Below are 26,850 nucleotides of genomic sequence, written 5' to 3'. Positions count from 1 at the left end.
TTCTTTCTGAGCGTGGCGAGCTGAGCTACCCAGCTCCCGAACAGCGAAGCCCTTACCCCGCAGGCCGGGGTAGGGGCTCGCCCTTTTTGTCGGCCGTCATGTCGAGTCCCCTGGTTCGCCGGCCGGACCACCGCGCGCCCCGCCGATCCGTCGCGGAGACCTCGGGCGTTATGGGATCTCCGCCTCGGCCCGCGCGAGCTCGACGATCTCGAGGCGTTCGAGCATCGCGTCGGTGACCAGCGGGCCGGTCGGCCGCAGGCCGCGCCGCGCCTGCTCCCGCTCGTACGCGGCGAAGGCGCGGATCAGGAACGGGGGGAACGCCCGGAAGAGCAGCCTCGCCTCGGCCCGGAGCGGGCCGCGCCGCTGGCCGGTGCGGAGGTCGTAGGTGTACCGGATCGGCACGCCGGGCGGCACGGAGCGCGTATCGATGATCGCGTCCGGCCCTTTGACGACGCCCCGGCTCGCGTCCAGCGCGCCGACCGGAAAATACGTCTCGAGAAAGGCGTTCTGCCCCGACAGGTTCGAGCCGCAAGCGCCGGTGTCCAGGTCGTAATCGCCGTCCGTGAGCCGGTCGGCGTGGTGCAGCCCCTGGCCGGGCCCGGCCTGGCAGGTGCCGTCTGCGGCCACGACGCCGATGCATCGGACACAGCGCAGAAAGCCGTTCTGAAAGTTGATGAGCCCCCGCCCCCGGAACGAGGTGCCGCCGAGCCGTGGGGGTGGGGTCCAGAGGGGGACATCAGGCCCGTCGCGCACGTCCGCGCCGAACAGCCCGCCTGGAGCGCCCGCCGGCGCGAAGGGGCTGTTCGCGTCGGGATCGGTGGTCACCCGGGCGAACACCTTGTCTCTCAGATCCTCGTCGGCGCGGTCGATCCGGCCGACCTCGTAGACCACCCGCCCCTCTCCATCCCTCACCACGAGGTGAACCCAGAACTCGCGCTCCTGGCTGAAGCCGGCCGGCACCTTGTGCCCGGCGCCGGTGTTCTCGATCTCGACCGGGATCTCGACGCGATCCCCGGTCGCGCCGGCGCGGCGCGCGGCGCCGAGCTCGAAGCGGAACGTGTGGCGGAGCAAGAGATCGCGGCGGCGGCGCGCGCCCGCCGGAATGCCGTGCACGTCGAGCGACGGCTCATCGATGAGCGCGTCGGGGAACTCGTCCGACAGCGGCACATCCACGCCGGAGAAGTAATGGGTCGCGACGTCCGCCGGAGCGGTGGAGTGATCCGCGATCCGGCCCCGCGGGCGCGCGCCAGGCCTCCGCGGGGCGAAGCGCGTGCCGGGCGGGCACTCGGGATCTCCCGGCGACGCCTGCGCGGCGCCCGCCGCCGGGGCCGCCTCGCAGATGCCCGGGTAGGTGCTCATGTGGCAGTCCTGGCAGGTCGCCGCCGGGCGGCCCGCGCGCTCCTCGGACCTCGCCCAGTCCGACCACTCGGTGTAGGCGTTGCGCAGCCGCTTGAAGTGCTCGCCCCGCGCCGCGGCGAGGCTGTCGCTGCCGAAGAGGCGCACGTCGTGGCAAGCCCCGCAGAACTCGCTGGAGCGCAGGTACGCCCTCGCGCTCGCCGACGGGCGACCGTGCACCACGGGCTCGACCGCGCCCGCCGATCCCGTCGGCTGGAGCCCGGCGCGCGCGGCCGCGCCCTGACCCGAAGGGAGCAGCAGCTCCTCGGGGCGGAGGTCGTAGCCGCTGTTCGCGATCCCGAACAGGCCGCGGCCGTCCTCGGGACGCGCAGGGAAGACGGCGCCTGTCACGAAGGATGTCCACGTCGGGTTGCCCTGGTATCCGGGGCGCCCGCGCGGGCCGACCGGGCCGTGCACCTGATGGCAGAAGCTGCAGGAGATCCCCTCCAGGCCGCGCCGGGTGAGCAGGTCGCGCACGGGGAGGCGCGTGCGGGGATCGCCGCCGGCGCGGCCGTCCCACGCGGGCATCGCGGCGTCGAGGTTCTCCGCCGGGCTGTGGCAGTTCACGCACCAGTGCTCGCCGCCCGAGCCGGTGACGGCGACGCCGCTCCGCCCGTCGCGGCAGGCGCGCGCGGGATCGGCCTTGCGCAGGATGCCCGCGCCGTTCGGGCAGTCGGCGGTGCGCCCGACCTGCTCCTCGATGAGGCTCTCCAGCGCGTTGAAGAGCGGGCTCTTCACCGAGTGCGCCATCACCGAGCGGCGCCACTCCGCGGCCTGGCGGCCGTGGCACGCCGCGCAGTCCTCCGCCGCCGTCCGCGCCTGCGCGAGCGGCGCGACCGGCGCGACGGCGACCGCGCGCGGCGCCGCTGGACCGGGCTCACCCCGCGAGAGCGCGAGCGCGGCCGACGCGATCAGCGCGCCGGCGCCGAGCGGCGCGATCCGCCACAGCCGCGCCGCGGCGCCGGCTGGGCCGCGCGGCGGGCGGTGGTCGCCTGCGTCGCCCGCGTCGCTCGCGTCGCCCAGGCGCGCGCGCTCGCGAGGCGCGGGGCCGGTCCTCGCCGAGGTGGCCGCGCCAGCGCGACGGGAGGTCCGGGCGGCGCGCACCGGAAGCGCCGGCGGGCGCTCTTCGAGGAACCCGCTCAGCGCATCGGCGATCTCCTCGGCGCGCGGCGGCCGCTCCGACGGATCCGGATGGAGCAGCCGCAGCACGTAGCCCTGCAGGCCCGCGGGGAGCGAGGTCGCGACGCCCTCGATGAACGGCGGCGGCTCCGCGCGGGCGGCCTCGCCGAGCGCGTGCCGCAGGCCAGCGCCCGCGAACGGGTGCTCTCCCGCGAGCAGGCGGTAGAGCACGAGCCCGAGCGCGTACCGGTTCGCGGCGCTGTCCCAGATCGCGCCGTCGGCCTGCGCGGGCGGCGTCCAGAGCGGCGGGATCTCCGAGGACACCCGCGCGCCCTCGGCGCGGGGCGCCGTGGCGGCGCCGCGGATCGCCGACCCGCCGACGAGGGCGGCGACGAGCGCGCTCGCGGGCAGCGTCACGCGGCCCGCGCCGTCCACGAGGACCGCGTCGGGCGAGAGCGGACCGGGGAACAGGCTGGCGCGCTCGCACGCGGCGAGCGCGCGGGCGACCTGGATGGCGAGCCCGAGCGCCTCCTGGAAGGGGATGGGCCCGCGCCGCGCGCGCATCAAGTCCGAGAGGGGCGCGCCCGCGAGCCGCCGCGCGAGCCAGACGCGCGCGCCGTCCGGGCTCGCCGCGGCGGCGCGCTCGCCCTCGGCCGGCGAGGCGACGCCGCCGTCGATGAAGCCGCCGACGCCGGCGCTCCCGAGCGACAGGAGGCGCATCGCGACGGCCTGGGGCTCGGGCCCTGCCGGAGCGTCCTGGTCCGCCGCGCCGAGCCGCCACAGCTCTTCTCCTGCGCCCGCGCCGCAGCGCCATCGCGCGGCGCATCCCACGGCCGGGAGGGGCGCGCCTTCCGTGTAGCCTGCCTGCTCCGGCGACGCTCGCCTCACCGCGCCCCCTCCGGGGCGGCCGGCGTCGCGGTGCTGGCGGGCGGCTCCGGCGCGCCGTTCGTCGAGCGCAGCGCGCAGGTCCCGAGGCCCGCGAGCGCCGACAGCGTCGCGATGATCGCGATCGCGAGCCTGGTCGGGACGTCGCGCGGCCGGTCGATCTGCTCGACGAGCGCGATCGTGTCGGCGCGAGGCGCGTCCGCTCGGCCGGTGACGCGCGCGGCGCCCGGCGAGCTCGCGCGGTCGTGGTCGTCGGCGCGGTGCGGCACGCTGGCGCGGCCGCGATCGCCGGTGCGGTGAGGCGAGCTCGCTCGGTCTCGGTCTCGGTCTCGGTCTCGGTCTCGGTCTCGGTCACCGGTGCGGAGCGGCGCGCTCTCGCGGTCTCGGTCGCCAGCGCGGAGCGGCGCGCTCTCGCGGTCGTGATCGCCGGCGCGGAGCGGCGCGCTCGCGCGGACGCGGTCACCGGCGCGGAGCGGCGCGCTCACCGCGGTCTGGAACGGCTCCAGCCGATCCACGATGTCCTGAGCGAGGTACGGCCGATCCTCGGGCGCCTTCTCGAGCAGCTGGAAGAGCAGCTGCTCGACGCCGCGGGGCAGCCCGCTCCGCACGTCGTCGCTGAGCGGCGGCGGCTCTGCCGTGCATTGCAGGTTGAGCAGCTCCCGCGGCGACGCCGACTGGAACGGCGGGCTGCCGGAGAGCGCCTCGTACAGGATGAGCCCCAGGCAGTAGAGATCCGAGCGGTGATCGATGGATCGCGCGTCGATCTGCTCCGGGCTCATGTACTGCAGGGTGCCGACGCTCTGCGTGTTGGTCTGGTTCATCGCCTCCACGACCTTGGCGATGCCGAAGTCCATCACCTTCACGCCGCCATCCCGCTGCACCATGATGTTCTCGGGCTTGAGATCGCGGTGGATCACGGGCGGCTGCTGCCCGTGGGCCGCCGCGAGGGCGCTCGCCACGCTGGCCGTGATCCGCACCGCTTCCGGCCAGGGAAGGCGGCCGGCGGCGCCAAGGACGGACCGCAGCGTCTGGCCGTCCAGGTACTCGAGCACCATCACGAGCTCGCCGGAGGCCTCGATGCTGGCGAGGCTCCGGACGATGTTCGGGTGCTCGAGGTGCGCGAGGATCTGCATCTCGTTCAGGAAGAGCCGGCGTCCCTGCTCGCTCCGGGCGAGCTCGGGGCGGAGCACCTTCAGCGCGACGCGCCGGCGCGACAGGCGCTCCTCGCCCTCGTAGACCTTGCCCATCCCGCCCTCGCCGACGAGGCGTCGAACGAGGTACTCGCCGATCTGATCCATGCGCGCCGTCTCCTCTCCCTCTCCCTGACCGGGGCGTCTCTTCTACGTGCGAGCAGGGCCGATGGCTTACACCCGAGCCCGCGCCCGGATCGCGGCCGGGCCCCTCCAGCGAGCGCGACCTCCCCCGCTCGGGCGGCTCGTCGCCGGAGGAGAGGATCGCGGTTCCCTGCCGCGCGGGGTATCGAAATCCTGCGCCTCGATGGAGGGCGCAGTGGTAGAACCGCCTCCATGCTTCCGCGCCGGGTGTCGTTCGCTCGAGCGGCGGTGATGGCGCTCGCGGTCTCGGCCTGCTCGAGGACCCCGGCGGAGCCGGAGCCGCCGCCGGCCGTCTCCAGCGCGCCATCCGCCGCGCGGCTCGCGTGGGACGTTCCGGGGAGCTGGGCTGCGCTCGACCTGCCGCGCGCCGGACCGCGCAAGGCCCTCTACAAGGTGCCGAGGGCGGCGAACGACAAGGAGGACGCCGAGGTGCAGGTCCTCTCGTTCGGTCCGGGGAGCAAGGGAGACGTCGACGCGCGCTTCAACGAGTGGTTCGCGCAGTTCGATGGCGACGTCGGGGCGAAGGCCAGGCGCGCGTCGCTCGAGGTGCGCGGCATGCCGGTCGAGCTGGTCGAGGTGGCCGGCACCTACAAGATCGCACTCGGGCCGCAGTCCGGCGCTCGCAAGCGATCGCCCGTGGAGATGGTGAAGGACAACTACCGGCTCGTCGGCGCGGCGGTGAGGACGCCGGATCGCGGAAACTGGTTCTTCAGGATCGTCGGGCCTGACGAGACCGTGCAGTCGGCGCGGTCGGCGTTCCGGGGCATGATCGAGTCCGCGCGGTGAGCGAGCGAGAGGCCGAGCCGCTGCGAGCGCGGCGCTCGCGGCGCGCGCCGAGCACATGATACGTTGCGCGCCATGGACGACCGAAAGCGAGAGGCGCGCACGCCGGCCGAGATCTTCCGTGTCGAGGCGGAGGCCGAGGCGGAGCAGAGCCGGCTCTGCGAGGAGAGCAAGCACCAGCTCGCCAACCGCTGCCCGGAGTGCGGCAGCCTCGGTAGCATGGAACTCGTCGACGGGCTCATGCGCTGTATCGATTGCGACGAGGTGGTGGCCGCAACCCGCCAGCTGTCCGGCTTCGGCCGCCGCTGAATCCCTGTCGCGCTGCCGCGTGACCTCCCGTGGAAATCCCGATGAAATCCCAATAGATCCCAGTTGAAACGAAACGAAGCGAAACGAAGCGAAACGAAGCGAAACGAAGCGAAACGAAGCGAAACGAAAACCGACGCCTGAGCCTCTGCCGGAAAGAACTCGCCGGGCGTGGCGCTTTCCAGGTGATTTTCAGTCGGATCCGTGACTATTCTGCGAACATTGGCGTTCTCGCGCCCGGTTCAGTTTTCGCCCCAGACGCGGTGCACGGAAGTCCACGCAGGTCAGCCGGCCGGGGCGTTGACAGCAGGACTGAAGTCTTGAAGGAGTTGGAGATGAAGCGGATCTCAGCGGAGAGCTCGGACCACCCGTCGCGGGAGACAAGCCAGGGATCCCGGGCGAGGACGGCACGAGGCGCGAGCGGGGGCCTGCTCATCCTGATGATCGAAGACAGCGCGATCACCAGCTTCGCTACGACGCCAGAGGGCGAGTCGACCAGCGGTCCGCGCCGGTCCCGTCCGAAGCACTGACCCGGAGCGCCGCGAGGCGCCTTGCGGACGTGCGCTCCCATCGGAGCGCCGGCACATCGCGACGCGGTGCTGCCACACCTCAGGGATTTCCTGATGAGAGCTCGGAGCCTCGGGATGGCTGCGTCCCGGACCCCACGTCCAGCGTGCGGTGACGAGCCCTCGTGAGCCTGGCGCGCGCCGCTGGGTCGCTGGCCGTCGGGTTGCCGTTTTTTCGCCCCCTCCGCTGAATCGTGGCACCTCGTCGGTGTGGACACCCGGGGAACGACACGGAAAACCATGGTCCTGGCGCTCGTCGCCGCCGCTCTCGGCGGGGCGGGGCTCGGTTGCACCGATCCGAGCGAGGCGATCGCGCGGATCTCCCGGGAAGAGCTTCCCGCGCTGAGCCGCGCGGCGGAGGGGAGGCCGGGCGGCGGGTCCGAGGGGCAGGCGAGCGCGGCGGCGGCGGGCGAGGCGCGATCGGACGCGGCGGTGCCGATCCGGGCCGCCGCGAGCGGCGCTGCCGCGGACGAGGGCCGCAGCGACGCCGACCGCCTCGACGCGGCGGACGCGTCGCCCGCCCGCGGCCCGGCGCGGGAGCGTCGCCGCAGGTCGGGGTCGGCTCAGGAGGCGCGCACCGCCGCGGGCGCGGCGCAGGGCGGCGTGGGAGAGGGCGCCGCTCGGGCGCCCGAGCTCCAGGTGATGCGGCTCGTCGTCTCGAAGGGCATCGCCGGCCGCGAGCCGATCGAGCCGGCGACCTCGTTCGCGAGCGCGGAGATCGACCGCCTCTACGCGTTCGTCGAGCTCTCGAACAAGGACCAGGCCACCTCGGAGATCAGCGTCGCCTTCACGCCGCCCGATGCCAGCGCGCCGCTGCGCATCCCCCTCGCGGTCGGCGCGCAGCGGCGCTTCCGTACGTGGGCTGCCACGCGGAAGGCGCGCGCGGCGGGGCTCTGGTCGGTGACGGTCAGCGACGCGGCGGGCAAGGAGCTCGCGCGCGCCTCGTTCACGATCACGAAGTAGGAGGCGCCCGTGGCTCGCATGTTGTGCTCGCGCTCCTCCGCTCTCCAGGGCGCTCGCCGCGCCGCCGTCATCGCCCTCGCGCTCGCTGCGGGAGGCTGCGTCTCCCGGGCCGCGCCGGCGCCCGAGCCTGTCGGGACGCCACGCCCGCCGGCGACCGCCCCCGCCCCCGGCGCGCAGGTAGGGTGGTTCGGCTTCTGGGTCCCCGACGGTCCCGCCGCCAGGGTGCTCTCGCTGCACGTCCAGGAGAGCGACGAGGACGAGCCCCCCGACGCCGAGCCGCCCGCGCGCACTCCGGCGCCCGGCACGACGCCGGCGGAGGCCGACGAGGAGCGCCGCTACGTGGTCCTGCCTGGCGTCGAGCTCGCGCCCGCCGTGGAGCAGAAGGTCGCGGAGATCGCGTCCGCCTACTTCCGGCGGACCGGAAAGGAGCTCGTGGTCACGAGCGGCACGCGGGATCCCGCGCGGCAGGCCGAGGCGATGCACGAGCTCTTCCGGCACGGCGCCGATGTCCTCGGCCTCTACAAGGACAAGACGGCGGCGCGCGAGATCAAGAGCGCCTACGAGGAGGGGCGCTCGGCCGAGCACCCGCCGGAGGCCATGATCGCCGCCCTCGAGCGGGTGATCCGCGCCCAGATCGATCGCGGCGTGTTCATCTCGGCGCACCTCCGGGAGGGCGCCGTCGACATCCGGAACCGGGACATGACACCCGCGGAGAAGCGCGCCTTCCTCGAGGGGGTCGACGAGGTCGGGGGCGTGTTCGCGCTCGAGGAGTCGCGGCCGCCCCACTACCACCTGCAGATCGATTGAGCCCAGGAGGACCCAGCGGTCCGCGCAAGGCGACCGCCAGGCTGGCGGCTGCGCGTCACTCGTCGTTGAAGCGGACGATCTGTCCCGAACCGGAGTTCGTCCAGTAGACGCCCGTCCCGTCCGCGGCGATGCCCGTCGGGCCCTCTTGATTCGCCGCGATCTCTTGCGGACCGCCGGCGCCGTCCTTGCGGAGCCGGTAGACGCTCTTCGCCTCCTGGACGGTGATGTAAAGGTAGTCCCCATACGTCGCGATCCCGGCGGGAGGGCTCGGCAGCTCTTTGTCGAGGAGGAGCACTGCGGCGTCTCCGTCCGCTCCGCTCCGCGGAAACCGCATGACGTTGTTCCCGTGGAGCCAGTAGAGGTTGGCCTCATCCAGCACGAGCAGCCCCGGCGGTTCGAGCTCCGAGAAGAGCTCCTTCTTGGGGGCATCACCGCTGATATCGATGACCGAGAGCGTCTTGTTCTTGGGATCGGTCCAGTAGACGAGGGAGCCGTCGATCACGACGTGGAGCGGCTCGCCGCCCTCCGTCAGATTCGTTCGACTGCCGCCTTGCTTGGACACCGAGGTGATGCGGTTGGCGTTCGGCCGAGCGCTGTAGACGTTGTCGGCGCTCAGCGCGATCGCGCTTGCGGCGCCGCAGCTACCCCACAGCATCTCCCCGCCAGCGGCGGGAATCGGTGCTGCTTTCGGTAGCTTCAGCAGCTTGTCTCGGGTATCCCCCGCGTTGGGGTCGCAGTCGCCTTGGAAGGCGGCGTCGGTGCTCGACCAGTAGACGTGAGTCGCGTCCAGCGCGATCGCGTCGGGCACCTCGTTGGAAGGCCCGAGCAGATCGATGACCGCCCAGTCATCCTTGATCTGCCTCCGGAGCGCGCCGCCCGCGAAGCTCCCCTGACTCCCGTCACTCCCCCTGTTGATCCAGTAGATCGCCTCCTCGTCGAGCGCGATGGCGCGAGGGTCCGCCTGGTTTTCGGCGATCGTCATCAGCTGGATCACCTGGCGATCCTCGAGCCCCGCGATCTCGGCGCAGCCGTTGAGGCCCGGCGCGAGCGCGGCGAGCGCCAGCGTCACGGCAGAGCACTTCGAGCTTCGCATCACCAATGGCCTCCGAGCACCACGCGCCCCCCGTCCGAAGCGACGCTGGGCGCGACCCACACGCGCTCGACCGTGGCAGCCTGCTCCGGCGAACGAGGGGACATCAGCACCATCGCAAGGCCGGCCCCGAGGCACACAAGCCCGGCGCCGACCGCGATGTTCGAGACCATCGCGGTCGTCCGGGCGCTCTCGTTCGCCTCGACGTCCGCGTGGCTGCAGCGGAAGCTGCCGCTGCACCCCTCCTCGACATCCCCCGCTTTCTGTATCGTCAGCACCCCGAACACCGCCCCCACGCCGATCCCGGCGATCCCGACGCCGCCAGCGACGAAGCCGAGCGCGCGCATCGGGTTGCCGGTCGCCTCGGGCTTCGCGGCCTCCGGACGGGCAGGCGGCGGGGCAGCGGGAGCCGCCTTCGCCTCCTGAACGGCGACGTCCGCGAGCGGCGGGATGGTCACCCGCGTCGTGCTGGGCCCGGGGTCGAGCGTCACCCGCTGCGACCAGGGCTGCTTGCCCGGCGCCTTGGCCTCGACCGTCGCCGTGCCCGGATCCACGGGGATGCCCGAGCCCGTGGCCGCGGTGGCGCTCAGCTCCTTGCCGTTCAGCGTGATCGTCATCGCAGGAGCCGCCTGCGTCGCCTGCGCCGCGTCCAGGACGAGACGCGTCAGCATGGCCTCCAGCTCGGATGCGCGCTTGGCCGCGAACTGGGAGCGATCCTGCTGTCCGGCGCTCGCCGCGAGCGAGGACGCCTCCGTGAACTCGGCCCATGCGCTGGCCGTCTTGCCCTCCTTCTCGTGGCAGACCGCCAGGTTCAGCAGCGTCCCGACCGTGGGATCCACGCGCTGGCTCTCTGCGAGCTTCGGGCAGGCCTCCTGGAGCTTGCCCTCGTCCATGAGCTTCTTGCCGTCCTGGAACAGCCCCTCGGCGAGCGCCTTGTCCGCCGCGGTCGGCTGCGCCAGGAGCGGTGAGGTCAGGCTGGTCCCACAGAGCAGCGCGAGCCATGCGCCCGCGTGTCGCGCTCGTAACGATCTCAATGGCGGCTCCTCAGCATCTCGTCCTCGCTGGTCGACGACCTCGGCGGTCTTGGCGGGTGGCCCGGCTTGAGCGGCGCTCCGGAGGCGGTCGCCTTCGGGCGCGCGTCGGCCGCAGCGCTGCCCGTGGGAGCCGCGCTCGGCGCAGGGACCGGCGGCGCCGCCGGGCTCGACGCCTCGGTCGTGGCGCTGGCGGTCGCGGCCGGAGCGCCCGGCGCTGCAGCGGGGGACTCGGGCCCGAGCGCGTCGACCGCGGCGCGCTCGGGCTGTTGTGACACGGCGGCGCTCGGCGCCTGCGACGCCACGCGCACGCTCGCGACCAGCCACACGCCCGCCCCGGCCGCGCTGGTCAGCAACGCGGCCACGCCGGCGGCGACGAGCAGCCTGCGCCGCGAGCGGCGCCGGTTGCTCGTGTGCGACCATGACGCGCCGGACAGCCTGTCGCTGTCCTCGGCCGCCCTCGAGTTGAGCAATGTCTGTCCGGCCGGCGACGCCGCGCCGATCGCGCTCTGGATGCGCGAGGTCGAGAGCTTCGCGAAGCTCGACCCGAGCGGCTCGAGGGCCTGCGCGAGCTTGCCGACGTTGGCGTACCGCTCGCTCACGTCGCGCTCCAGGCAGCGCGAGACGATCCGCTCCAGCGTGGCCGGCGCGTCGCTGCGCTTGTCGCGGAGCCGCGGCACCGGCTGGTGCAGGATGTTCGCCATCACCGCGGCGACCGTCTCGCCCTGGAATGGCGGCTCGCCCGTCACCAGCGTGTAGAGCAGCACACCGAACGACCAGACGTCGGCGCGCCCGTCGACGGTCCTCGGCGCCATCATCTGCTCGGGCGACATGTACCCGGGCGAGCCCATCACCTGCTTCGTCGACGTGAGCCCCGGCTCCGCGGGCGAGTCGAGGCCTTGCCCCTTCGAGATGCCGAAATCGAGGACCTTGATGTGCCGTGTGCCGTCCGCGTGCTCGGCGAGGAACAGATTCGAAGGCTTGATGTCCCGGTGGACGACGCCGGCCGCGTGCGCCTCGGCCACGGCCTCGAGCGCCTGCAGTACGTAATCGACAGCGTCCTGGATGGACAGCGGACCGTGGGTATCGATGACCTGCTGGAGATCGAGCCCGGTCAAGAACTCCATCACCATGAAGGGCACGCCGGTCTCGGTGGTGCCGACGTCGAACACGCGCGCGACGTGCTCGCCCGACAGGCGCGCCGCCGTCCGCGCCTCCCGCAGGAAGCGCGTGACGGCCTCCTGGTTCGCGAGGGCGTCCTGGCGCAGGATCTTGATGGCGACCTTCTGGTCGAGATCCTCGTTGCGCGCCGCCAGCACGACGCCCATTCCGCCGATGGCCACGACCCGCTCGACGCGGTACTTGGCTGCGATGAGCTCTCCCGGCTGGGCCAGCGGTGCGAGGAGCTGCGCGGTGCGGTCGGGGGTCACGGCTGGCGTTCAAGCCTACATGAACGGACTCGGTTTTCCGAGCGCCGCGCGAGGCCCAGCGCCCTTTGTCGCGCGCCCGCTGGTTTTGGAGCGCCGCGCGCCGCCCGCTCGGGCCATGGGCGCGCTCCGGACGTCACTGCACGCCACGGCGCCGCCATTCTCCTGCGGTTCGCCTGTCAACCACGCGGCCCATCAACCACGCGGCCCATCAACCACGCGGCCCATCAACCACGCGGCCCATCAACCACGCGGGAAGAGACCGTGCCTGCCCGCCGCGCGGAGCTCGTCCAGCCCGGCCTCCATGCGCTCGACGATCCGCGCGAATGCGCGCTCGACCTCGTCCGGGTCGCTCGCGGCCTCTCTCGGGAGCCCCAGGTGCAGCGGGCGGAGCACCCTCGTGTGGATCTTCACCGGCAGGGGCACATGGGGGATCGGGATGCCGGCGATGAGCCCCCACGGCAAGGCGAGGCCGAGCGGCGCGACGTTCGAGCGCGCGAGCTCGGGGAGGCGGAGCCACCTGGCCAGCCTGCTCCCATCCGTGGCGATGTAGAGGGACTGGTGCGCCCCCACGCTCACGATCGGCACGATCGGCACGCCCTCGCGGATGGCGAGCCGGACGAAGCCGCGGCGCCGGCCGAAGCGGATCGTGTACTGCGCCGAGGTGGGCTTGCACGCGTCGAGATCGCCGCCGGGGAAGACCAGGACCGCCGCGCCCCGGGAGAGCGCTCGCCGCCCGTTCTCCGGGCTCGCGGCGATGGCGCCGCAGGCGTTGAGCCAGGCGCCGGCCTTCGGGACGTTGAACGGGAGATCGTGCATCAGCCCGTAGGACAGCCGCGAGGGCCCATAAAGGCGCCAGAACGCCGTCATGTGGCAGTACATATCGGGCATTCCCGTCATCGCGTTGTGGTTGCTCACGGCGAGGAAGGGGCCGTCGGGCAGCTGCTCTTCGATCTCTGTCTCGCAGCGGAAGTAGTCGTCGTAGAGGAAGCCGAGCAGCGGGAGCACCCGGGCGATGAACGCCGGGTCGCGCGCGTCGAGATCGTCCGGGCGGGCGCGCCCGCGGCCCTTGAGCGCGAACGCCGCGATCGCGTCCTTCACGAGGTCAAGGCTGGGGCGAGGCTCTCTCGGTAAGGTCAGCACCGTTCACGGTGCCCTAGCGTGCGGCCGAACCGAGGGGAAGCGGTTCGTTCAGGACACCTGCCGCGAGGCCTCGGCGCGGGTTCGCGTCCGTCACCCGCGCCGCGCCGCCTGCGGTCGCGCCGAACGCCCGCTGCGCGCGGCGCCCTCGAGCCGCGCGCGTGTGGGCCGGAGGGCCGGATCGTCGCCGCCGGCTCGCTCACTCGACGTCACGGCAGCACCGGAAGCCGGTCTCGTAGTAGCGGAACCCGTCCCCGTGCGCCGGGTTCGTGGAGCCGCACCGCGGCTTCGCGCCGCCGAAGCAGCCGGACCAGTAACAGCCCTTGAGGACGTGAGGATACTCGTTGACGTGGTATCGGGTGCGCACCACCCACTCCTCGACGTTCCCCGTCATGTCGTGGACGCCGAACGGGCTCGCGCACCCGGGTCGCGAGCCGCTCGGCTCGGCCTGGTACAGCGCCTGGACCTCGGCCAGCGCCTCGTCGGAAGGCCAGGAGCCGAGCGCGCCCTCGTCGGGCGCTCTCCACGTCTTGTTGTCGTTGCAGCGCTCCGCTTCGTGGGTGTTCCCGTACGGATAGACGAACGCCTCGGGGCCCTGGCACGCCGTGTCCCACTCGTCCTCGGTGCAGAGGCGCTTTCCGCGCTCCTCGCACCAGGCGCGCGCCGAGACGGCGCTCTCCATGACGAGCGGCAGGGCGCCTTCCACGTTCGGCGCCTCGAAGCGATCGATGCAGTATCCCTGGACCTCGGCCATGTCGGGCGGGCAGGGTGCCGGGGGCGTCGTGTCGAGAGGGAAGTCCTGCTCGTCGGTTCCGCCGCTGCCTCCCCCGCCGCCGCCTTCTCCGGGGCCCCCGCCGTCTCCCGCGCCGCTGCCTCCGCCCGATGTCACGGACGCCGACGAGGAGGACGACGCCGCCGCCGCGCCCCCGCCGCCCGGTGCGTCGTCCATGCCGGCGCCGAGACCGCCGTCGCAGGCAGCGCTGAAGAACGCCACGAGCCCTAGCAGCGAGGTGAGCCGAGCGGCGAGGGGGAGAGCTCCAGAGCGCATTGCGGGCTCCTCATCGGACAACGTGTCAGAGCGGCCGTCGCGCGTCGAGCGTGCGCCGCGCTTCCCGTGCTCCGCGCCATGGTTCATCGCGTCAGATCGTCCTCGACATCGACATTCGTCCTCCGCCTTCCTCCCTCATCGATCCTCGTGGCGCTCGGACGGAGTTCACCCGCAGAGGGCGGCAACGCGCGACAGCGGTGCTCGGACGCGACAGCGCCGGGAAAAAGCAGTTCAACCGTCGAGCCGCGACCGGGCTACCTTGAACGCCAGGAAGAGAAAATTCCACGGCTTGTTCGCTTCGTTGGTGCCGTACCGATCTCTCCTCCAAGGATTCGGGTTCTCGGTTCCGGGTCGCGGGACCCGGCGCGGCCGAGCGACGCGCTAGAAGCGGAGCTTACATCGGAGGATCGCGCTCGGTGTGACACGCGCGGCGGTCAGCCGGCTCGCGCGCGCGTCGACGCGGACCTGGACCGCCACCGAGCCCGCGAGCGCGCGGCCCACCAGGTCGCGCGCGAGCAGCCCTACGGCGCCGGTCAGGTGCGACATCGCGGCAGAGCCAGCCAGGAGCGAGCATGGGATGGATCCAGATAGATCCATCCCGATCGCGGCGTCCGCGCCGTTGCGCTCGACGGTGCCCGTTCCTTTGAGCTTCAGCGCGCCGGCGGCGACCTCCACGCCGCTCAGCGCGACGCGCTGGCGATCCGCAGAGAGGCGCGCGTCCGCCTTGACGGTCGTGGTGTTGCCGAAGAGGAGCCCGTCGAGCTCCTTGGGGTGGGGCAGGGTGAAGCCCTTGACCGTGAGCGCGATCGGCCCTTCGAGCGGCGCTTTGGACAGGGCGGTCCGGTCCGCCCCATCCGCGAGCCGCAGCTCGAGCGTTCCGGCGACGACCATCGTCGAGGCGCCGACGTCGACGCCGAGGAGCGCGCCCACGGTGGAGAGCGGCGTCGGCGCGAGCTCGATCGAGGCGCTCGGCGAGGGGCGCGGCCGGAGCTCGGCCCTGAGCGGCGCCGAGACGAGGTCCTCGCCGCCGAGGCCCAGGGTGATCGACGCTGCGCCGATGGACCAGGCGATGTCGGTGCGCGCGATCTCCTTGCCGGCGACGAGCACGCGAGCCTGCTTCAGGACGCCGAGCTCCGGCCGCGGCGCGCCGGGCGGCGCGGCGGCGCCCTCGACCGGGGCGGCCGCGCGCCGCTCGAGGGCGCCGTCGGCCAGCGCGAGCACCTCCGGTCCGCCTTCGTGATCCCGGAGACCCAGGCGGACGCGGCCCGTGGTGAGCGGCAGCGCCGCCGCGCGCGGGCCGTACTGCGCGACCCACGCAGGCAGATCCTCCAGGGCGTCGGTCCCCACGAGGGTGAGCTCGACGCCCTCCGTCGCGATCCGCGCGGGCGAGAGACCGCGCAGCTCGATTGTGGCGCGCGCGACCGTGCCCGAGATCCCGCGCACCCCGAGGAGAGAGAAGCGGCCGTCGCGCAGGCGGATCGAGCCGAGATCGACGTCGATCTTCCCGGGATCGAGCGCGACGCCGCGCGCGCGGGCCTCGGCGATGATGCGCCGGCGGAGCGCGGGAGGACCGAGCACGACGAGCGCGGCGACGGCGGCCGCGACGACGGCGACGACCACGAGCGCCGCGATCAGGGCGCGGCGGCGCCGCTTGCCGCGCTCGCCTGGCGGCGCGCCGCCGCTCTCGCCGGGGGCGCGCGGCGCGGCGAGCGGCGCCTCCGCGTCGGTGTCGGGGGAAGAGGCAGAAGCGGGGCGAGGGGAGGGCGCCACGAAGTGGGATCCCTGTAGCGTCGTTCGAGCGCCGTCGCGAGCGCTTCGCGCGGCTCGGCGCGCTTGCAGCCGAGCCCTCGCCTGCGCTACGGGTCACAGAGCCGCCTGTAGTCCGGTCCCGGAGCCCGGTATGAAGATCACCATCATCGCGAGCGGGAGCGGAGGCAACGCCACGCTGTTCGCTTCCCGCGGCACGCGGGTCCTCGTGGACGCGGGCGTCGGGCCGCGGGTGCTCGAGCAGTGCCTCTCGGCGGCGGCCGCGGGCGGCGCGGACGGCAGGCTGCTGCCCGACGCGATCGTCATCACACACGCGCACGCCGACCACGTCGGCGTGGCCGCCAGGTACAACAAGAAGCACAAGATCCCGATCTACGCCTCGGAGGCGACTGCGCGCGCGGCGGAGCTCGGCGATCCAGAGCGCGTCCGGGCCTTCTCGTCGCGCGAGCCGTTCGCGGTTGGCGCGCTCACCTTCTCGCCGAGGCCGCTGCCGCACGACGCGGCGCAGGTCGCGCTCGTCGTCGACGACGGCGCGCGGCGGGCCGCGCTCGTGACGGATCTCGGCGAGGTCCCTCCGGGGCTCCTGGAGCACGTCGCCGGCTGCGATGTGGTGATGCTCGAGTCGAACTACGACGCGGGGTTGCTCGAGGCCGGCCCGTACCCGCAGCACCTCAAGCGCAGGATCCGCTCGTCGCGGGGCCACCTGTCGAACGCGCAGGCGTGCGAGCTGCTCGCGGCGCTGCCCGGCGGCACGCACACGGTCGCGCTGATGCACCTCTCCGAGGCCAACAACCGCCCGGAGCTCGCGCTCGACGCCGCCCGTGACGCGCTCGTCGGCCGGCGCACGCGCCTCGTCGCCGCGCCGCCTCGGGGGCCGCTCGTCCTCGACGCGGCGGCGCCGCCGGCCCCTCCGTCCGGCGCGGCGCGCTCGTCGCTCGGGCCGCCGGCTCCCCCGCGCCAGCTCGGTCTGTTCACGGGGATATGAAACGACGCTCCGGCCGAGGCGCCGCCGCTCGGGCGCGCGTCAGATCCCCTCGAGCCGCACCTTCTGGCCCGCGACGACGCCGTGGCGCCGCGCCCAGCCGGCGTTCAGCTCGAGGACGTACGTCGACGGACATCCGACGTCGAAGGTCGAGTCGTTGAGCGTCGGGGTGTTCTCCTCGATACCGACGATCGTACCGTCGCTGTCGATGAACAGCATGTCGAGCGGGATGCACGTGTTGTGCATCCAGAACGAGTGATTGTTCCGCTGCTGGAAGACGAAGATCATCCCGCGGTTCTCCGCCATGCTCGTCCTGTACATGAGGCCGCGGGAGCGCTCTTGCTCTCTCCTGGCGATCTCGACGGTGACATCGGGGGCCTTGGCCTCGAGGAAGGTCACCTTGCCGGTCGCGAGCTGGAACGGGCCGGTCGGGTCCTCGGGGCACGCCGGATCCGGGCCGGTGAGCTTTGGAGACGGCCGCTCCGGCGTCGACGGCGTCGGCTGGATGCAGCGGCCGGCGTCCCGCTCCCCGGTCGAGGCGGGCGGCGTCCCGGTCGAGGCGGGCGGCGCAACGTCGCCCACGTTGCTGCTGGGCGTGAGCGGGAGCGGCTCGTCGACGCGGCGCTCGCACGCGCCAAGGGCGATCCCGAGCAGCAGCGCGCCCAGGGCGGGAACGAGCGAGGCGAGCGCGGCGGGAATGGCCAGCGAGGCGGACGTGGTGGACGTGAACGGACGGGTCGCGAGGGCGCAGCGCGAGCTCATGCCGCTTCCTACCACGGCGACGCTCGTCCTTGACCGCTGGACCGCGACGCGGGAAATCGTCGCACGATGAACGCTCGAACCCTCGCCATTCAGTCCCTCGCCACCCTCGCCACGCTCTCGGCCCTCGCGGGATGTTCGAAGACCCCCGAGCCCACGGCCGAAGAAGCGCCGAAGCCGAAGACCACGCCTGCGTCGACGGGGCTGGCCGGAGGCAAGGCGGAGACGGCAGAGAAGGAGCGCCCTCAGCCGCAGAAGCGCAAGGTCACCGCGAAGCCGGTCGCCGAGGTCAAGCCCAGCGAGGACGACCCGGTCAAGGGCAAGTGGACGCTCGACGACGCCACCAAGGGGCTCCCGCCGGGCAAGACGTTGACCGCGTCGATCGAGACCGATCTCGGCACGCTGTCCTGCAAGCTGCTGGACGACAAGGCCCCGATCACCGTCGCCAATTTCGTCGGCCTGGCGCGAGGGATCAGGCCCTGGAAGACGCCGGAGGGGACGTGGGACAAGAAGCCCGCTTACGACGGCACCATCTTCCACCGCATCATCAAGGGATTCATGATCCAGGGCGGCGACGCGAAGAAGAACGGCACCGGCGAGGCCGGTTACGTCATCCCCGACGAGGTCTGGGAGGACGGCAGCCACGATCGCGCAGGGCTCCTGTGCATGGCGAACCGCGGCAAGAACACGAACTCCGCGCAGTTCTTCATCACCGACGCGGCGGCGTTCCACCTCGACAACGGCTACACCATCTTCGGTGAGTGCGGGCCCGAGGAGCTCGTCCACAAGCTGGCCGGCGTCGAGGTCAAGGGCGAACGCCCGGTCACCCCGCCGGTCATCAAGAAGGTGACGATCACCCGGCAGTGATCGGTCCGAGGCGCCCCGCGCCGAGCCCGGGCTCCCGCCGCCCCGCGGCGAGGAGCCGAGCTCGGAGCGGGCGCGCTCACGGGCAGTCGTTCTCTTCGCCGGGCGTCGGCGTGGACGCCACGGTGAAGCTGATGTCGAGCCACTCGCTCGTCTCGTCGTGCCCGCTGATGCCGTTGCCTTCGGTCAAGAGCTCGCCGGACTCGAGATCGCTACAGCGGACCATGCTCGCCCCGCTGCCGGCGGCCGCGGCCGGCCGCTGGCTGCCGCGCGCGGTGTCATCGGCATAACCGGTCTTGCCTGTCTTGTACACCATCGCCGAGTTCCCCAGCTCCTCGCCCCAGATGACGTAATCGACGTCCTTGAGCGGGCTGCGCTCCGTGCCGTCCCACTCGAAGAGAATCACCATCTCTCCGCCGTCGGTGAGCAGCGCGCCGGATTGCGCACCGAGGGCGCCGTTCGTGGGCGCGATCATGGGCGGCACGTCCGCCCCCTCGCAGGGGATGGGCGTCTCGTCCAGGGCGAAGTCGGCGCACCGCTGGTACGCGAGCTCGAAGCCGTCATCGCTCGCCAGCACGAGGCGGGCGCCCGCCGCGATCATGGTCCCGGGGGGGAACTGGACGAGGAAGTCCGTCCCTGCGCTGCCTGTCGGCGCGAAGGCGGTACCCGTGGTGATGGCATAATAAACGCTATTGTCCGAAAGGTAGTAGTTGGTGAGGTCGATCTCGGCCTCGGTCGGGTTCCAGATCTCGATGAACTCGCCCGCTCCAGGTCTGACGGCGACCTCCGAGATCAGCAGGTGGCCGGCGGGCTCACCGGGGACCACGCCGCCGCCGCCGCCGTCTCCGCCGCCAGCGCCGCCAGCGCCGCCAGCGCCGCCTTCACCGCCCCCGCCGGCCTCACCGCCGCCGCCGCCTTCGCCGGAGCTGCTCGAGGTGGTGCTGGAGGAGCTCGCTCCACCTCCTCCCGTCTCGTCATCGCCGCCGCACGCCATGAGGGGGGCGAGCGCCAGAGGGGGAGCTGCGAGGAGTGCGATGGTGAGCAGGTTGCGCGTGTGCATTGTTGAGAGATACATCAGAGCGCCGGCCAACAGGCAAGTGGGATTGCAGCCTGGGGGAAACGATCCACCGCTCGTCGTGGCGTCAGGACACTGCCATCGCTGCCAAATGCATGGCGGGCGCGCGAGGAATCGATAGCATGGCGACATGCGACGGTGCTCCTCGCTCCTCCTGACACTCCTCTGCGTTCTGCTCCCTGGGCTCGGTCTCGCTGTCGGTTGCGGCCAGACAGTCATCGTGGACGATCCGTCCGCAGACGGCGGCGGCGGCGGCGAAGCCGGCGCTCCGCCGTCTGCGGACGGCGGGGGCGGCTCGGACCCGGGGAAGGATCCGCTCGAAGAGTACGAAGACCCCGGCTGTCCTGACACCGGGCCGCCGGTCACCGATTTCGCGTGCGATCCGTACGATCAGTCGAGCGACTTTTGCGCCCCGGGAGAGGGGTGCTTCATCTACGTGCAGTATCCGGACGAGCCGTGCGGGCAGGAGATTTACGGCGCTTACTGCGCGCCGGCCGGTCCAGGCGGACAGGGCGATCCGTGCAGCGGCGGCAGCCAGTGCGGCGCCGGTTTCGCCTGCGTGGTGACCGGCTCGGGCACCCAGTGCGTCGAGCTCTGCGCGCTCAGCGGCGACGACAACTGCGATCCGGGGTTCGTGTGCGAGCCGATCGACGTCGCGGGGATGGGCGGATGTCTGTGACGACGTACGCCCTGGGTCGGCGCGCGCGCCGGAAGGCGGCGCTGGCGGCGGCCCTTCTCGGGACGGTTCTTGGCGGCGGGTCGCTCTCAGGAGGGTGCGGGGCGCGGACGGGGCTGAACATCCCGCCGCCCGCGCCGGAGTGCGAGGTGGACGCCGACTGTCCCGGCATCGAGGACCTCTGCAAGCCTGTGTTCTGCCAGCTCTTCGAGGCGGGGCAGCCCGACGGCGGCGCGGCGCCCTCGTCCGAGGGCGCGGCCCCGCGGCGCGGCGGGGAGTGCGTCGCGCTGGAGCCGGTGGAGTGTGACGACAGCGATCCCTGCACCAAGGACACGTGCGAGAGCGCGACCGGAGCGTGCGTCTACGGGCCGTCGACGCTCGACATCGACGGCGACGGCTTCCGCGCGGCGCTGCCCGGCACGATCCCTGGCGAGCCGCTCGCGTGCGGCGACGACTGCGACGACGCGAGCGCCGCGGCCTTCCCTGGGGGGATCGAGATCTGCGACGGCGTCGACAACGACTGCGACGGCACGGTCGACAACGGGGCGCGCTTCGTGCCGCTCGACACCGACGCGACCCGCATCTCGGGCGACATCGCGCCGGCCGGCTCTGGCGGGCTCGCCTGGAGCGGGGCGTCGTACGCGTCGCTCTACACCGGGACCACGCAGGGCTTCAACGTGTACCGCTCGATGATCAGCGTCGACGGGCAGCCGCTCGCGCCGGGCGAGGAGATCATCACGCCGAAGAACGGCGACGCCTCCGGCGGGCCGATCGTGTGGGTCGGCGATCGGTACGGCGCCGCCTGGCAGGACCGGCGCGACGGCGACTACGAGGTGTACTTCTCCCTCCTCGACGAGGACGGCCAGAAGGTGGAGGGCGGGGATCGGCGGCTCTCGAAGGCGCCCGGCTTCTCCGTCAACGTGACGCTCACCTGGAACGACGCGGAGTTCATCCCCGTCTGGCAGGACGAGCGCAACGGCCTCTTCGATCTGTTCGCGCAGCGCGTCGACATCGACGGCAACCCGATCGGCGACAACGTCCAGCTCACGGAGGCGTCGAACGGCTTCGGCAACGAGGCGCCCTCCGCGGCGGCCGGCCAGGGCGGCATCGGGGTCGCGTGGTCCACGGGCGACGCGGCCACGCACTTCATCCAGTTCCGGACGTTCACCGCCGAGCTCGATCCGCGCTCGGAGATCGTCACGCTGACGACCGGCGAGACCGACGCGGTCTATCCGACGGTGGTCTGGAACCGCGATCGCTACGTCATCGCGTGGTTCGACAAGTCGGCGAGCCTCAAGGCCATCTACGCGGCGGCGGTCTCGGAGGACGGCGAGCTCCTCACGCCGCCCACGCCCATCTCGGACCCTGGGCCCTTCCGCTCCAGGTACCCGTTCCTGCGCCCGCTCGGCGATCGGCTGCTCGCGATCTACTCGGACGACCGCGATCAGAACGACGGCTACGAGCTCTACGCGGTCACGGTCAACGCGGATCTCGCGCCGATCAGCGCGGAGCAGCGGCTCACCTTCGCGCCCCGCGACAGCATCAGCCCGGTCGCGACGTTCGGGCCGGAGGGCGACGTGGGCATCCTCTTCCGCGACGATCGCGAGGGCGGCGAGCACCACGTCTTCTTCACGCGCCTCGGGTGCATCGCGGGCGATTGACGGCGGCCTCGCGGGCCGGGCGCGGCGCGTCGGCCGGGCGCGCCGCGTCGGTCGACGCCGGCCCGGCGCCCCGCTGGGCCGCGCTCAGTCCCGGGTCGGCTGGCGGCGCAGCCGGAACGGGCCGGCGCGGTGGACCTTGCCCGGGAGCGGGCGGCCGATGACCTGCTCGGCGACGTTCCCCGCCTCGATCACCTTGTCGAGATCGACGCCGGTCCGGACGCCCATCCCGTGGAGCATGAACACGAGGTCCTCCGTCGCCATGTTGCCCGCCGCGCCCGGCGCGTAGGGACAGCCGCCGACGCCCGCCACCGACGCGTCGAAGTCGCGCACCCCGAGCTCCAGGCCGACCAGGATGTTCGCGAGCGCCGTGCCGCGCGTGTCGTGCAGGTGCAGCGCGAACCGCTCGGGCGGCATCGCGTCGAGGAAGCGGCGGACGATGTCGTGCGTCTGCCGCGGGGTGCCGACGCCGATCGTGTCGCCGAGGGAGACCTGGTAGCAGCCGAGGTCGATGAGCCGCTCCGCGATGCGCACGACCCGGGCAGGGTCGACGTCGCCCTCGTACGGGCAGCCCCACACGGTCGAGACGTAGGCGCGCACCGCGAGGCCCGCCTCGCGCGCCGGAGGGACGATCTCCGAGAACACCGAGAGGGTGTCGTCGATCGACTTGTTGATGTTGGCGCGGTTGTGCGCCTCGCTCGCGCTCAGGAAGACGGCGATCTCGCGCAGGCCCACCGCCAGCGCGCGCTCGAGGCCGCGCGCGTTCGGGCACAGGGCGCTGAAGGTCACGCCCCGCTCCGCCGGGAGCGTCCGCGCGAGCTCCTCGGCGTCGGCGAGCTGCGGCACCCACTTCGGCGAGACGAAGCTCGTGATCTCGATCCTGCGGAGACCGGCGCCGACGAGCGCCGCGATGAGCCGCCGCTTGCCCTCGATCGGGATCATCGCCGCCTCGTTCTGGAGCCCGTCCCGCGGGCTCACCTCGTAGATCGAGACCTCGTCCGCGACGCGGGCGAAGAGCGGCGCCGAGGCGGCGGCGCGATCCGCGCTCTCGTGATCGGCGGTCCCCTCGGTCATCGGAGGACCCTCGGCGCCGGAGCGGGGCAGCGTCAACCGCTCACCATCCGTAGCTGCCGGTTCGGCGCGGCCGGCGTGAAGGCGATCGGGTAGTTACCGGAGAAGCACGCGTGGCAGTAGCTCTCCGCCGACGGCCGCGCGCCCGCGGCGTCCCCGGCGCGCGCCTCGAGAGACCGCACGCTCTCGACCAGGCCCTCCAGCGAGAGGTACCCGACGCTGTCGGCCGTCAGGTAGCTGGAGATCTCGTCCACCGAGTGGCTCGAGGCGATGAGCTCCGACCGCGTAGGCGTGTCGATCCCGTAGTAGCAGGGCCATCGCGTGGGCGGGCTCGAGATGCGGACGTGCACCTCGCGCGCGCCGGCGTCGCGGATCATCTTGACGATCTTCCGGCTCGTCGTCCCGCGGACGATCGAGTCGTCGATGACGACGACCCGCTTGCCCTCGATCACCGCCCGGTTCGGGTTGAGCTTGAGCCGGACGCCGAAGTGCCGGATCGACTGCTGCGGCTCGATGAACGTGCGGCCGACGTAGTGGCTGCGGATGAGCCCCATCTCGAAGGGGGCGCGCGCGCGGTCGGCGAAGCCGATCGCCGCCGGCACGCCCGAGTCGGGCACGGGGATCACGACGAGATCGTCGCCGGGCTCGATCGGCTGCTCGGCGGCGAGGCGCCGGCCGAACGCCTTGCGGACCTCGTAGACGCTCACGCCCTGGATGGTCGAGTCCGGCCGGGCGAAGTAGACGTGCTCGAAGATGCAGAGCTTGCGCTGCTCCTGCGCGAAGGGGAACTCGGAGCGCACGCCGTCGGCGCTGACGATCAGCATCTCGCCCGGCGCGATGTCGCGCACCTTGCGCGCGCCGATGAGGTCGAACGCCGTCGACTCGCTCGCGACCACGTGGGCGACGCCGCTCCCGCTCGCCATCTCGCCCAGGCAGAGGGGCCGGATCGCGCGCGGATCGCGCACGGCGATGAGCTCGCGCTCGGTCAGGAAGAGCAGGGAGTACGCGCCCTCCACCTGCGTGAGCGCCTCCGCGATGCGGTCGCGCAGCTCTTCCTTCTTGCTCATCGCGATGAGGTGGACGATCGACTCGGTGTCGCTCGCGGTCTGGTAGATCGAGCCGCGCGCCTCGAGCCGATCGCGCAGGGCCTCATGGTTCGTGAGGTTGCCGTTGTGCGCGACCGCCAGCGAGCCGCGCGCGTAGTCGACCCCGAGCGGCTGCGCATTCTTGAGGTGCGAGCCGCCCGCGGTGGAGTAGCGGACGTGGCCGATGGCGCGATCGCCGGGCAGCGTCGCGAGATCGGTCGGAGAGAAGCCGGACTGCACCCGCCCCATGGCGCGGTGGCCGAAGAGGCGCTCCCCGTCGCTGCTGACGATACCCGCGGATTCCTGCCCTCGATGCTGGAGCGCGTGCAACCCGAGGTAGGCCATGTTGGCCGCCTCGGGGTGGCCAAAGATTCCGAACACACCGCACATGCCGCCTATCTAGTACGAAAACGGTGCATGACCCACCGTCATGGCGATCTGTCGTCGATGATGAGGCGGCCGAGCGCCGGCGCAGGATGGAAGTGGACGCTGGTACGAGATCGGAGCGCAGGCAGGCCTCGAGGCCGCTCCTGCTGAAAAGTAAGGCGGCTAACGAACGTCCGACGGGCACGGCGATGAGGCTTCGCCGGATTCCGTCGTGCCCCGCAGCTGGACCGGCGCCTTGCGCGTCGTCCAGGCGGCTCCCGTCATTTCGGGATGTTCCAGAGTTTCTCGATGATCTTGGTTTCCATGGCGTCGCCGTGACACGTGCCGCACTCCATGTCCTCCTTGTTCGCCCGAGAAAGCTTGTGTTCGTACTCCTCCTCCATGAACGCCTGCAGGGCCTTCTTGTCCTTGCGGTTCAGGACGTGCTCGTTCCCGGCGTGGCAGCTGTCGCAGAAGAGGGTTCCGCCGCTCTCGCTGCGGAGCGGCACCACGAAGTTGCGCCACATCTCGCGGGCGATCTTCATGTCCCGCGTCTCTTTCTTGAAGTCACCCTCGACGTGGCAGCCCTCGCAGGTGTCGTAGCCGAGCGCCTTCTGGAGCAGCGGCATCACCTTCTTCTTCTGCCCCGCCGGGAGCTTCTCGAGCTCGGGGATCTTCTTGAGGTTGATCCCGATCTTCTTCAGATCCGCCTCGAACTTGGTCGCCTGGATCGGCGTCGACTTGGCGGGAGCCTCGTGCTCCTCCTCGTGCTCGTGCGCCTCCGCCGCCTTCTCCGGCTTCGCAGGCTTCGCGCCCTCGGCGTCGGCGGTCGCCTTGCCCTCGTCCGGGCTCGACTCGCCGTCGAAGTCGTTCTTGTCGGCCGCCGTCTCGGGCGGCGGCGTGCTGGAGCCACAGGCTCCTGCGAAGGCGCCCATCCAGAGCGCGAGGGCGAGCGCTGCGTGCTTCATTCTGGCTGCCATAGTCCTCCAAGGAACGTTGAGTTCGAGCCGAACGGGCGCCCCCCGTGCGGCAGGCCGCGCCGCGCTGGCGCGCTCCCACGGTCGCCGGGCGATCTGGCCGGCACTCTACTCGAATTTGCCTGAGACGGAGAGGAACGTGAGCTTGTTGTTCGTCTCGCGGAGCCGCTGGACGAGCATCCGGACGACGTTCCAGAGGACCTCGTACGCGAGCTCCTTGTGCAGGAAGAGCAGGTCCTCGAACGCGTCCTTCGACACGGTGAGCAACCGGCAGCGCTCGTGGACGCGCGCGTCGGCGGAGCGGGGGGCCTCGTCGAGCAGCGCCATCTCGCCGAACACGGCGCCCGGGCCGAGCACCGCGAGCGCCTCCTCGCCGATCCCGGCGATCTCTCGGCTGATCCGGACCTTGCCCTCGAGCAGGATGTAGAGCTTGTCGCCGGGATCCCCGTGCTGAAAGATCTTGGTGCCGAGGGCGTGCGTCTCTTCGCTCGCGACGCGCGAGATGAGCTCCAGCGCGGCCGGGGTGAGGCCCTTGAAGAGAGGGACCTTCGAGAGCTGCTCGATCCGTTCGGGGACGATCACAAGCCGTCGACGAGGATAACCGAGGCGAAGGGCGCGGAGCGAATTTAAAGGGAGCTCGCGGCGAGCGGCTAGCGCGTGAACGTCACCGTGATGGGCGGCGTCGTGGCGGCGATCGAAGCGCCCGAGCGATCTTTGCCGGGGTTGTAGCGACGGCCGAGCGCGCACATGCGCGCGGAGCGACCGAAGCCGTGTCCGGGATCACTGACGACCTTGACCGAGAGCGGGCTGCCGTCGGGGCGCACCGTGACCATGAGGACGACCTTCGCCTGGTCGATCTGGTCGACGTCGGCCTCCGGAGGGAAAGGACAGTTCCAGTTGCTGCTGCCGATCAGCCCGGGCGGCGCGGAGCGGTCCGGCCCGGCGGGGGGCGGGGGCGGGACCGGGTCGCCCGTGCCCTTGCCGCCGACGACGCCTCCGACCTTCGCGTTCGGGTTGAACGTGGGGGTCTTCGCCGTGCCCGCGCCGGCCACCTGGCCGTAGCCGACGCCCTGCCCCTCGCCGCTCGCGATCCCCTGATCGGTCATGTCGAGGACCTCGTCCGGATCCGGCTCTTTCGTCAGGACCTTCGAGGCCTCGGCGGCGGCCGGGGGCGGCTCGTACGGGTCGTCCTTGGGCGGCGGGGTGTTCGCCTGGGGAGGCGGCGCGACCTTGGGGACGGGCTCGGGCTCAGGCGCCGGCGGCGGCGGCTCGGGCTCCGGCGGCTTGGGCGCCTCGACCTTCGGCGGCGGGATGTCGACCTCGTAGATCGCCCAGAGGTAGTCGTGGATGCCGGTGCGCATCTCCTCGACCACGTGCCGCATGTCGCGCAGCGAGCCCGAGACGATGGCCCGGGCCGAGGCCGCGCCGTGGCTCGTGACCGCCAGCGTGACCCCGAGGAAGGCGCCCACGCGCGACGCGCGGTCGCCGAGGGCGAGCACCGCGGCGAGCGGATCCGCGCCGCGTCGACGATCGCCGGCGCGGGCAGGCGCCGGCGAGGCGAGGGGGGTCGAGGGATCGAGGGCGCCCCCGGGCTCAGCGCCGCTGCGCTTGCCCCGGCGGCGCCCGTCGTGGACCGCCCCCGCGCGATCGCTCGTGACCTGGCTCATAAGGTCTCG

Annotated in this window: 23 protein-coding genes; 8 read left to right on the top strand and 15 right to left on the bottom strand. The window is 72.3% G+C overall.

Going from position 1 to position 26,850, the window contains the following annotated elements; translation table 11 throughout:
- Positions 1–168: 168 nt before the first annotated feature.
- Both WME82_RS23700 and WME82_RS23695 read right to left on the bottom strand, forming a co-directional pair.
- Complete coding sequence (locus tag WME82_RS23700; protein ID WP_438044649.1) at positions 169–3,402, bottom strand: serine/threonine protein kinase; 3,234 nt, start codon at positions 3,400–3,402, stop codon at positions 169–171.
- Positions 3,399–4,697: a serine/threonine protein kinase gene (locus tag WME82_RS23695; RefSeq protein WP_438044648.1), complete on the bottom strand. Its 1,299-nt coding sequence runs from the start codon at positions 4,695–4,697 to the stop codon at positions 3,399–3,401. The genes WME82_RS23700 and WME82_RS23695 overlap by 4 nt, the downstream gene beginning before the upstream one ends.
- A 228-nt stretch (positions 4,698–4,925) precedes the next feature.
- On the opposite strand from WME82_RS23695, the gene WME82_RS23690 reads away from it, so the two are divergent.
- From WME82_RS23690 to WME82_RS23675, 4 genes are all read left to right on the top strand, one after another.
- Positions 4,926–5,519, top strand: coding sequence for a hypothetical protein (locus WME82_RS23690; protein WP_438044647.1), 594 nt, complete (start codon positions 4,926–4,928; stop codon positions 5,517–5,519).
- Positions 5,520–5,591: 72 nt separating this feature from the next.
- Positions 5,592–5,825, top strand: a complete 234-nt coding sequence (locus WME82_RS23685) for a hypothetical protein (RefSeq protein WP_437555038.1) — start codon at positions 5,592–5,594, stop codon at positions 5,823–5,825.
- Between the two features lie 803 nt (positions 5,826–6,628).
- Positions 6,629–7,351 carry a DUF2914 domain-containing protein gene (locus WME82_RS23680; RefSeq protein ID WP_438044646.1) on the top strand — a complete coding sequence of 241 codons (723 nt, stop codon included), beginning with the start codon at positions 6,629–6,631 and terminating at the stop codon, positions 7,349–7,351.
- An 18-nt stretch (positions 7,352–7,369) separates the two neighbouring features.
- The gene (locus tag WME82_RS23675) at positions 7,370–8,158 is read left to right on the top strand and encodes a hypothetical protein (RefSeq protein WP_437873886.1); all 789 of its coding nucleotides are present in this window, start codon (positions 7,370–7,372) and stop codon (positions 8,156–8,158) included.
- Between the two features lie 55 nt (positions 8,159–8,213).
- Here the strand turns inward: WME82_RS23675 and WME82_RS23670 are convergent, their stop codons facing one another.
- The 6 genes from WME82_RS23670 to WME82_RS23645 form a co-directional block, all read right to left on the bottom strand.
- Positions 8,214–9,251 (bottom strand): hypothetical protein, encoded by a 1,038-nt coding sequence (locus tag WME82_RS23670; RefSeq protein ID WP_438044645.1) that lies wholly within the window; start codon positions 9,249–9,251, stop codon positions 8,214–8,216.
- Entirely contained in the window at positions 9,251–10,282 is a 1,032-nt protein-coding gene (locus WME82_RS23665) for a hypothetical protein (RefSeq protein ID WP_438044644.1), read from the bottom strand. Before WME82_RS23665 ends, WME82_RS23670 begins: the two co-directional genes overlap by 1 nt.
- A complete protein-coding gene (locus tag WME82_RS23660) occupies positions 10,279–11,709 on the bottom strand; it encodes a serine/threonine-protein kinase (RefSeq protein WP_438044643.1) in 1,431 nt (476 codons plus the stop codon). Before WME82_RS23660 ends, WME82_RS23665 begins: the two co-directional genes overlap by 4 nt.
- A gap of 240 nt (positions 11,710–11,949) precedes the next feature.
- Positions 11,950–12,807: a 1-acyl-sn-glycerol-3-phosphate acyltransferase gene (locus tag WME82_RS23655; protein ID WP_438044642.1), complete on the bottom strand. Its 858-nt coding sequence runs from the start codon at positions 12,805–12,807 to the stop codon at positions 11,950–11,952.
- 238 nt (positions 12,808–13,045) lie between these two features.
- A complete protein-coding gene (locus tag WME82_RS23650) occupies positions 13,046–13,894 on the bottom strand; it encodes a formylglycine-generating enzyme family protein (protein ID WP_438044641.1) in 849 nt (282 codons plus the stop codon).
- A gap of 381 nt (positions 13,895–14,275) precedes the next feature.
- Positions 14,276–15,664, bottom strand: coding sequence for a hypothetical protein (locus tag WME82_RS23645; RefSeq protein WP_438044640.1), 1,389 nt, complete (start codon positions 15,662–15,664; stop codon positions 14,276–14,278).
- Positions 15,665–15,794: 130 nt separating this feature from the next.
- Here WME82_RS23645 and WME82_RS23640 point away from each other — a divergent pair, with 130 nt between their 5' ends.
- Complete coding sequence (locus WME82_RS23640) at positions 15,795–16,646, top strand: MBL fold metallo-hydrolase (protein ID WP_438044639.1); 852 nt, start codon at positions 15,795–15,797, stop codon at positions 16,644–16,646.
- Positions 16,647–16,685: 39 nt separating this feature from the next.
- Here the strand turns inward: WME82_RS23640 and WME82_RS23635 are convergent, their stop codons facing one another.
- Complete coding sequence (locus tag WME82_RS23635; protein WP_438044638.1) at positions 16,686–17,405, bottom strand: DUF192 domain-containing protein; 720 nt, start codon at positions 17,403–17,405, stop codon at positions 16,686–16,688.
- A gap of 66 nt (positions 17,406–17,471) precedes the next feature.
- Between WME82_RS23635 and WME82_RS23630 the strand changes: the two genes are divergently transcribed.
- Positions 17,472–18,269: a peptidylprolyl isomerase gene (locus WME82_RS23630; RefSeq protein WP_437873631.1), complete on the top strand. Its 798-nt coding sequence runs from the start codon at positions 17,472–17,474 to the stop codon at positions 18,267–18,269.
- A gap of 76 nt (positions 18,270–18,345) precedes the next feature.
- On the opposite strand, the gene WME82_RS23625 is transcribed toward WME82_RS23630, so the two are convergent.
- Entirely contained in the window at positions 18,346–19,326 is a 981-nt protein-coding gene (locus WME82_RS23625; protein ID WP_438044637.1) for a lamin tail domain-containing protein, read from the bottom strand.
- Between the two features lie 145 nt (positions 19,327–19,471).
- Between WME82_RS23625 and WME82_RS23620 the strand changes: the two genes are divergently transcribed.
- Together WME82_RS23620 and WME82_RS23615 are read left to right on the top strand one after the other, a co-directional pair.
- Positions 19,472–20,020, top strand: coding sequence for a hypothetical protein (locus WME82_RS23620; protein ID WP_438044636.1), 549 nt, complete (start codon positions 19,472–19,474; stop codon positions 20,018–20,020).
- Entirely contained in the window at positions 20,011–21,678 is a 1,668-nt protein-coding gene (locus WME82_RS23615; protein WP_438044635.1) for a putative metal-binding motif-containing protein, read from the top strand. The genes WME82_RS23620 and WME82_RS23615 overlap by 10 nt, the downstream gene beginning before the upstream one ends.
- 84 nt (positions 21,679–21,762) lie before the next feature.
- Here the strand turns inward: WME82_RS23615 and WME82_RS23610 are convergent, their stop codons facing one another.
- The 5 genes from WME82_RS23610 to WME82_RS23590 form a co-directional block, all read right to left on the bottom strand.
- Entirely contained in the window at positions 21,763–22,749 is a 987-nt protein-coding gene (locus WME82_RS23610) for a hydroxymethylglutaryl-CoA lyase (protein ID WP_437747737.1), read from the bottom strand.
- 32 nt (positions 22,750–22,781) lie between these two features.
- The gene (purF, locus tag WME82_RS23605) at positions 22,782–24,221 is read right to left on the bottom strand and encodes an amidophosphoribosyltransferase (protein ID WP_438044634.1); all 1,440 of its coding nucleotides are present in this window, start codon (positions 24,219–24,221) and stop codon (positions 22,782–22,784) included.
- 257 nt (positions 24,222–24,478) lie between these two features.
- The gene (locus WME82_RS23600) at positions 24,479–25,165 is read right to left on the bottom strand and encodes a hypothetical protein (RefSeq protein ID WP_438044633.1); all 687 of its coding nucleotides are present in this window, start codon (positions 25,163–25,165) and stop codon (positions 24,479–24,481) included.
- A gap of 117 nt (positions 25,166–25,282) precedes the next feature.
- On the bottom strand, positions 25,283–25,756 hold the full coding sequence (locus tag WME82_RS23595) for a cyclic nucleotide-binding domain-containing protein (RefSeq protein ID WP_012236950.1): 474 nt from the start codon (positions 25,754–25,756) through the stop codon (positions 25,283–25,285).
- Between the two features lie 68 nt (positions 25,757–25,824).
- Positions 25,825–26,841, bottom strand: coding sequence for an energy transducer TonB (locus WME82_RS23590; protein ID WP_437747734.1), 1,017 nt, complete (start codon positions 26,839–26,841; stop codon positions 25,825–25,827).
- Positions 26,842–26,850 lie beyond the last annotated feature (9 nt).

The sequence above is a fragment of the Sorangium sp. So ce128 genome, assembly GCF_051525245.1.
Taxonomy (GTDB): domain Bacteria; phylum Myxococcota_A; class Polyangia; order Polyangiales; family Polyangiaceae; genus Sorangium; species Sorangium cellulosum_B.
Note: the sequence above shows the minus strand (reverse complement) of the source record. Positions and strands in the feature narration are given on the sequence as shown.

Bases quoted from the DNA above. Each gene is read 5' to 3' on its own strand.
- WME82_RS23695 (WP_438044648.1), bottom strand. From the start codon at position 4,697: ATGGATCAGATCGGCGAGTACCTCGTTCGACGCCTCGTCGGCGAGGGC.
- WME82_RS23690 (WP_438044647.1), top strand. From the start codon at position 4,926: ATGCTTCCGCGCCGGGTGTCGTTCGCTCGAGCGGCGGTGATGGCGCTC.
- WME82_RS23685 (WP_437555038.1), top strand. From the start codon at position 5,592: ATGGACGACCGAAAGCGAGAGGCGCGCACGCCGGCCGAGATCTTCCGT.
- WME82_RS23680 (WP_438044646.1), top strand. From the start codon at position 6,629: ATGGTCCTGGCGCTCGTCGCCGCCGCTCTCGGCGGGGCGGGGCTCGGT.
- WME82_RS23675 (WP_437873886.1), top strand. From the start codon at position 7,370: ATGTTGTGCTCGCGCTCCTCCGCTCTCCAGGGCGCTCGCCGCGCCGCC.
- WME82_RS23670 (WP_438044645.1), bottom strand. From the start codon at position 9,251: ATGCGAAGCTCGAAGTGCTCTGCCGTGACGCTGGCGCTCGCCGCGCTC.
- WME82_RS23650 (WP_438044641.1), bottom strand. From the start codon at position 13,894: ATGCGCTCTGGAGCTCTCCCCCTCGCCGCTCGGCTCACCTCGCTGCTA.
- WME82_RS23640 (WP_438044639.1), top strand. From the start codon at position 15,795: ATGAAGATCACCATCATCGCGAGCGGGAGCGGAGGCAACGCCACGCTG.
- WME82_RS23635 (WP_438044638.1), bottom strand. From the start codon at position 17,405: ATGAGCTCGCGCTGCGCCCTCGCGACCCGTCCGTTCACGTCCACCACG.
- WME82_RS23630 (WP_437873631.1), top strand. From the start codon at position 17,472: ATGAACGCTCGAACCCTCGCCATTCAGTCCCTCGCCACCCTCGCCACG.
- WME82_RS23625 (WP_438044637.1), bottom strand. From the start codon at position 19,326: ATGCACACGCGCAACCTGCTCACCATCGCACTCCTCGCAGCTCCCCCT.
- WME82_RS23620 (WP_438044636.1), top strand. From the start codon at position 19,472: ATGCGACGGTGCTCCTCGCTCCTCCTGACACTCCTCTGCGTTCTGCTC.
- WME82_RS23615 (WP_438044635.1), top strand. From the start codon at position 20,011: ATGTCTGTGACGACGTACGCCCTGGGTCGGCGCGCGCGCCGGAAGGCG.
- WME82_RS23610 (WP_437747737.1), bottom strand. From the start codon at position 22,749: ATGACCGAGGGGACCGCCGATCACGAGAGCGCGGATCGCGCCGCCGCC.
- purF (WP_438044634.1), bottom strand. From the start codon at position 24,221: ATGTGCGGTGTGTTCGGAATCTTTGGCCACCCCGAGGCGGCCAACATG.
- WME82_RS23600 (WP_438044633.1), bottom strand. From the start codon at position 25,165: ATGAAGCACGCAGCGCTCGCCCTCGCGCTCTGGATGGGCGCCTTCGCA.
- WME82_RS23590 (WP_437747734.1), bottom strand. From the start codon at position 26,841: ATGAGCCAGGTCACGAGCGATCGCGCGGGGGCGGTCCACGACGGGCGC.